This is a genomic window from uncultured Enorma sp. (genome assembly GCA_905210055.1).
GTDB lineage: Bacteria > Actinomycetota > Coriobacteriia > Coriobacteriales > Coriobacteriaceae > Enorma.
In genome coordinates this window covers 1-5,485 of sequence record CAJLVH010000132.1, presented here as the reverse complement: position 1 = coordinate 5,485, position 5,485 = coordinate 1, and the positions used below count along the sequence as shown (strand labels likewise).

The 5,485-nt window shown below is 63.9% G+C and carries 5 protein-coding genes; all 5 read right to left on the bottom strand.

Features of this window, described 5'->3' with window-relative positions; all coding sequences use genetic code 11:
- Positions 1–228 precede the first annotated feature (228 nt).
- Positions 229–1,212 (bottom strand): hypothetical protein, encoded by a 984-nt coding sequence (locus QZ079_RS07835; protein ID WP_297037276.1) that lies wholly within the window; start codon positions 1,210–1,212, stop codon positions 229–231.
- Positions 1,213–1,316: 104 nt separating this feature from the next.
- The gene (locus QZ079_RS07830) at positions 1,317–2,918 is read right to left on the bottom strand and encodes an MBOAT family protein (RefSeq protein WP_297037274.1); all 1,602 of its coding nucleotides are present in this window, start codon (positions 2,916–2,918) and stop codon (positions 1,317–1,319) included.
- Between the two features lie 9 nt (positions 2,919–2,927).
- Positions 2,928–3,161, bottom strand: coding sequence for a phosphopantetheine-binding protein (locus QZ079_RS07825; protein ID WP_297037272.1), 234 nt, complete (start codon positions 3,159–3,161; stop codon positions 2,928–2,930).
- 64 nt (positions 3,162–3,225) lie between these two features.
- Positions 3,226–4,530 carry an alanine racemase gene (locus QZ079_RS07820; RefSeq protein WP_297037270.1) on the bottom strand — a complete coding sequence of 435 codons (1,305 nt, stop codon included), beginning with the start codon at positions 4,528–4,530 and terminating at the stop codon, positions 3,226–3,228.
- On the bottom strand, positions 4,527–5,485 hold a 959-nt coding region (locus QZ079_RS07815; protein WP_297037269.1), incomplete at its 5' end, for an AMP-binding protein. The genes QZ079_RS07815 and QZ079_RS07820, both read right to left, overlap by 4 nt.

The window sequence follows — 5,485 nt, the reverse complement described above, 5'->3', positions numbered from 1 at the left end:
GGACGATAGATGGTTCGTGGTGCACCATTATGCCGTTCCCAGGCGGCGCTCGCCATCGTTCCAAGTCCCGAAACCCATTTGTTACAGGCGCGATTAACACTTTGGGGACGGGTGCGTCACTTTGGGGACGGGTACGTTTGTGACGTTTTTGACACAAACGTACCCGTCCCCAAAGTGACGCTGGCGCGCCAAGCCCGCCATTGGGGACGGGGGATTTTGGCCAATGGCTCATTCGCCCGTTCGGGAGGCCTTTTTCACGTCCTTTTGGTAGCGTGCGTAGTTGTCGTCCCAGGATTGGTAGGCATCGTCGCCTGCGTGCGAGGGGACGTGGAACGTTTGGCGTAACAGGACGCCCATGGCGCTTGTCGTCTTCTGGGCGCCGTACAAGTTGAGATGGTCGCCTTTATCGAACGTATCGCGTTCCCAGTCGATATCGACGTGCTCGCTTCCCATATTGAAGTCGATGTATGAAACGTCGAGCTCCGCCGCTACCTGTTCAGCGCACGCATGGCGGCTTAGCGACCAGTTCTTCACGCTCGGCGTGCTCACTAAAACGAGCTGCGCCCCGTTCTCACGGCAGATGCGTGCGATGTCGTCGAGGTACCACCGGTTGAGCGCAGGGATGGTCGCGGTTTCGCCCTTCGGCTCCATATAGGTGCGCGATCGCTCGGCACTCGCGGCGTTCACCGAGGTACGCAGCCGATACCCCTTGTTCGGATCCGTCCATGTGGCGCGAGGCGTCGAGATGAAATCCTCCGGTCGCAGGCTTTTCCAGCGGCTATGGTACTCGAAGACGGGGAAGATATCGGAGAGCGCGCGGATGGCTGCGAATCCCGTGGGCGTCTTGCGGAAGAGGCAGTTCGTCTCGAGTACCACGACGCGCGGGCGCTGGTTCTGCAAGGCCTTCAGAAGAATCGAGCGCGTATAGGGGAGGCGCTGGGCGCTCGTGGCCGCCACGTACGAGGTGATGCCCTGCTCGCCCCAGAGCTGGAGCGGAGAGAACGAGCAGTACGCTTCGGAATCGCCGAGGAAGAGCACGTCGATGCTATCGCGCGGCTCGCCGAGCACGCCGAAGGCGGGGGCGTCGGCCTGGCCGAATTCCACTTGGTTGTTCTTAGGGACGACGACGCGCGAGGCAAGTGCGAGCAGGCAGATCATGCCCGCTGCCACAAAAGCGGCGAAGGCGACGTGCCGCAAGCGGGGAAGGTGCATGGTGGTCCTTTCGGTGGGATGCGGGAAGAAGGGAGGGGGCTTTACCACGGGAGTGTGCCGCGCCGCCCGTCATCCCGTGTATTATTCGGCTGCTGCATTTCGTGTTAGAACGAGGCGTACATGGGATCGACGGGGACATAACCCGTGCCGTACGCGCCGAAGATGATGACGATGAAGAAGAGCGCGCAGCACATGAGGCACGGCGCAAGATGAGAGACGCGCCATAGTCGCTCGGCGCTCCATGCTCCCCGCTCGCGCATGAGGCCAACGACGAGGAGCGCCGCGAGCGCGATGAGCAGGCAGACGGCGTCGGCGGAGGAGAGGCCGAGCTTCGCCACGGTTCCGTCGAAGAGCGAACTAATCGAGGGATTCCGCACCGCCTCGGCGAGAAGCTTCAGCGCTGCTCTGCCACCGGGTGCGCGGAAGATGATCTCGCCCACCACGACGATGCCGAGCGTGCGGACGTGCTGCAAGGCGCGCCACACCGTGCCGTCGCGACGGATGCCCAGGCGCGGGCACCATTCCTGCGCGAGTACCTCGGCAAACCCGCCGAGCCATATGACGGCGAACCAATAGAGGCCGAAGAGCACGTACTGCCCGCCCGCTCCGTGCCAGAGTCCGTTGCCAAACCACACGGCGAGAAGCGCGATGCCGCTCACCGCGACCGAGCCCATATGGTTTCCCAGCAGCTTGCGCGCTGCATGCCCCGCGTGCTTCACCGGGGTGCTGAGCGAGACGGGGTAGAACACGTAATCGCGGAGCCAAAGTCCCAGCGTGATATGCCAGCGCTGCCAGAACTCAGACGCGGTGCGCGAGAAGAAGGGCTGGCGGAAGTTCTCGGGCAGGCGCACGCCGAAGATTCTGCCCGTGCCCACCACGAAATCCATGGTGCCCGAGAAATCGCAGTACAGCTGCAGCGTATAGAGCGCACCCGCCAGCAGCGTGATGCCCCCACCGTAGGAGCCGGAGCTTGCGAAGACGGCTTTGACGAGCATATTCACCCGGTTGGCAACCAGGTATTGCTTGGCAAGCCCCCAGCAGATTCGCACAGCGCCCGTCGAGAGCCCCTCTGCCGTGATGGGATTGCCCGCCATGAGGACGCCCGCGGTCTGGTCGTAGCGACAGATAGGGCCTTCCATGATCTGCGGGAAGAACGCGAGGTACAAGGCAAGACGGCCAAGGTTCGTGTCGGCGGTGATGCGTTGGCGATACACGTCGACGAGGTACGAGATCGCTTGCAGCGTGTAGAACGAGATGCCGATGGGGGCTGCGATGCCGGCGACGTGTTCCGGCCAGGTGATGCCGAAAGGCGCGAGGAGCGGAGTTGCCAGCGGGGCGAGCGTTCGTGCGGTGAAGGGAACGTACTTGAAGCTGAAGAGCATGCCCATGTTCACCAGGATGCCGAGGGCGAGCACGGCCTTCATGCGTCGTTGGTGCCAGTGCTTCACCGCGCGCCGATCGGCACCGGGCTCCTTGAGCGCTTCCGCACGCGCTTGGATGAGGCGGCTGAGCCCCAGGCCGATGAGCCAGATCGTGACCGTCGCGGCAAGGAGGTAGACGATCAGCGCCCCGCTGATGCTCCAAAAGAACGCGTAGCTTGCCGCGAGGAGCACGACCCAGCGCGCGCGGCGCGGGATAATCTGATAGGCGAGCATCGTCGCTGGTAGGAAGGCGCCGAGCATCGCGAGCGAGAAGTACGAGGTCATGACGGTCTCCTAGAAGCCGCTCTCGCGCAGGCGGACGACCATGGCCAAGATGCCGGCGACGGAGTTGAAGTTCTGTGGCACGATCTCCACGGCGGGGATGGTGATGTCGAAGGCATCCTCAAGATCGGAGACGAGAGCGAGGATCGTGAGGGAGTCGAGCACGCGGCTATCGACGAGATCCGTCCTCGAGGCGAAGTCGACGCCGGATTTGAGCTCTTCGAGCAGGGAGATGATGGTTTCCATGGGAGTTTCCTTTCTGTCGTCTTATCAATAGAGGCGCAGTTGCATATGTATAAGGGGGTAGCGGTTACGCGTTCGTGTGGGGATTCGGTTGCTCGGATGCGCAGAGCGCCCAGCGTGGCGTGTTGAAGGGGTCGGTGCGGATGCCCTCGCGCACCAGCCGGCTCCGCCCGCCTGCGTCGACGATGGCGATACGCGGAAGGTCGCGGCTCAAAAACAGCGAGATGCCCTCGGTCATGCTGTAGGCACCCGTCTTCTCGAAGGCGAGGACGCTGCCGAGCGTGAGTCCTGGCAGGGGGAGCTGCTTCGCGAGCAGGTCGTTCGTCGTGCAGAGTGCTCCGCACACGGTCCACGCTTCCAGTTCAGCACCCCCATCCGGGGAAGGGGCGTCCACATCCGCGCGCTCCACCGGCTCGGGGGAGCGCGGTTGCTCGGCAATGCGGTCGCTCACCAGATGTACCGGCGGCTGGCGCATGGCCATGGATTGGCCGAAGTACACAAGCTGGTTGATGCCGCCGTCGACGATGGCGTAGTTCTGGCTGCCCACGCGCTTTGCATCGACGACGCTCGTGAGGTAAGTTCCGCACGAGGCAACGAGGCTCCGTCCGAGTTCCAGCACGATACGCCCGTCGAACGCGAGACTCGCGAGCATGCGCGCGTACGCGGTGAAAAACGCGTGTTCGTCGAGGTCGTCGCCGGGGAAGTATGCAATGGGTAACCCAGGACCGATTTCGAGTTCCTTCGGCCGCCACCCAAGCGCGCGCTCGAGCTGGAGCATGAGCGAGGAGAGAGCGTCGAGCTCTCGGCCAAGCCGGGCGAGCGAGGTCTTCTGCGTGCCGGTGAAGAGCTGGATGCCGAGCGCATCGAGGTGCTCATGGGCAAGCACGCGGCGCGCCGCCTCGATAAGATCCTGCCGATCCATGCCGAACTGGCTCCCGTTGCTCAGGCGTAGCAGCACGCGTACGCGCTCGCCGCGACGGTTCGCGAGCGCTTCCACGAGGTCGAGCTGGCCGAGCGACTCGATCGTCACCGCTGCGGGCAGTTGCGTGCTGCCGAGGGCGTTTGCGATGGTTTCCTCGTCTTTGTACACGCCGGAGATGACGAGCTTCGACTGCGGTATGCCGAGCACCCGGCAGATGCGGTATTCGCCAGGCGAGCATACCTCGATCCGGTCGACGAGTGGCGTAGCCTCTGGCAACACGAACGGGTTCGCCTTCATGGCAAAGCAGAGCTCAAGTGGCTCTTGAAAGACGCTTCGCAGGTAGTGTACGCGCTCGGCGAGGACGCGTTCGTCGAAGACGTAGAGCGGGGTGCCGTATGCTTGCGCAAGCGCGGAAAGCTCGGCGTCGGTGAGGTGCGAATCTGTCATCATGACCTCCTCGTTTGCGTGACGGATGCAGGGGACGGGGTGACGGATGCGGGCAAAGGAGCTGCGGATGCCCCTCGCAGGGTGACGAGTGCAAGGAGCGCGCGGCGGTCGACCTTGCCGTTTTTGGTGAGCGGCATGGCGTCGACGCAGATCGCGCGGGCGGGGACGAGGGGTATGGGCAGGCGCTTCGCCACAGCGGCGCGAAGCTCCCTGCCTTCGGCCGTGCCTTCGTAGAAGGCGTAGATGCGATGGCGGTCTTCGTCGTAGGCGCAGCGGCAGCGCTCGACGCCCGGTTCGCGCTCGAAGGCGGCATCGATCTCTTCAAGCTCGATGCGATGGCCAAGATGCTTGATTTGGTTATCGATGCGTCCGCAGAAGAAGAGCTCGCCGCCTTCGCCCACGCTCACGCGGTCGCCCGTTTTGTAGAGCGTCTCGGGGAGCGCGTGTGCGAGCGGGTTCTGCACGAACGCTGCCTCGGTGCGCTTGCGGTCGCCGTAGTATCCCAGCGCGATATCCGGACCGCCCACGTAGAGCTCGCCCTCCTGGCCGGGTTTCGTGACCGGATGTCCCGCTTCGTCGAGTACGAGCACACGGCGGTTGGGGAAGGCGTTACCCAGCGGCAGGCTTCCCGGGTAAGCGCGGTTGCGATCGACCGCGTGGTAGAGACAGTTGCACGTGACCTCGGTGGGGCCATAGAGATTTGCGAAGGTGGCATCGGGGAGCTTCTGCATCCATCGTACGAGGTGCGGTTGGGGCATGACCTCGCCCGAGAACAGTACAAGACGGATATTCGGCAGCTCGCCGCCGTCGAGCGCATGCAGGCTGCTTACCAGACAAAGCGCCGCGACTGCCCACACGAGCACCGTCACCTGGCGTTCGCGCAGCGCTTCGACGAGTTCCGCAGGAGCGCTGAAGAGGCGCCTGGGCAGGATGGCGAGGGTGGCACCGGCGGCGAGCG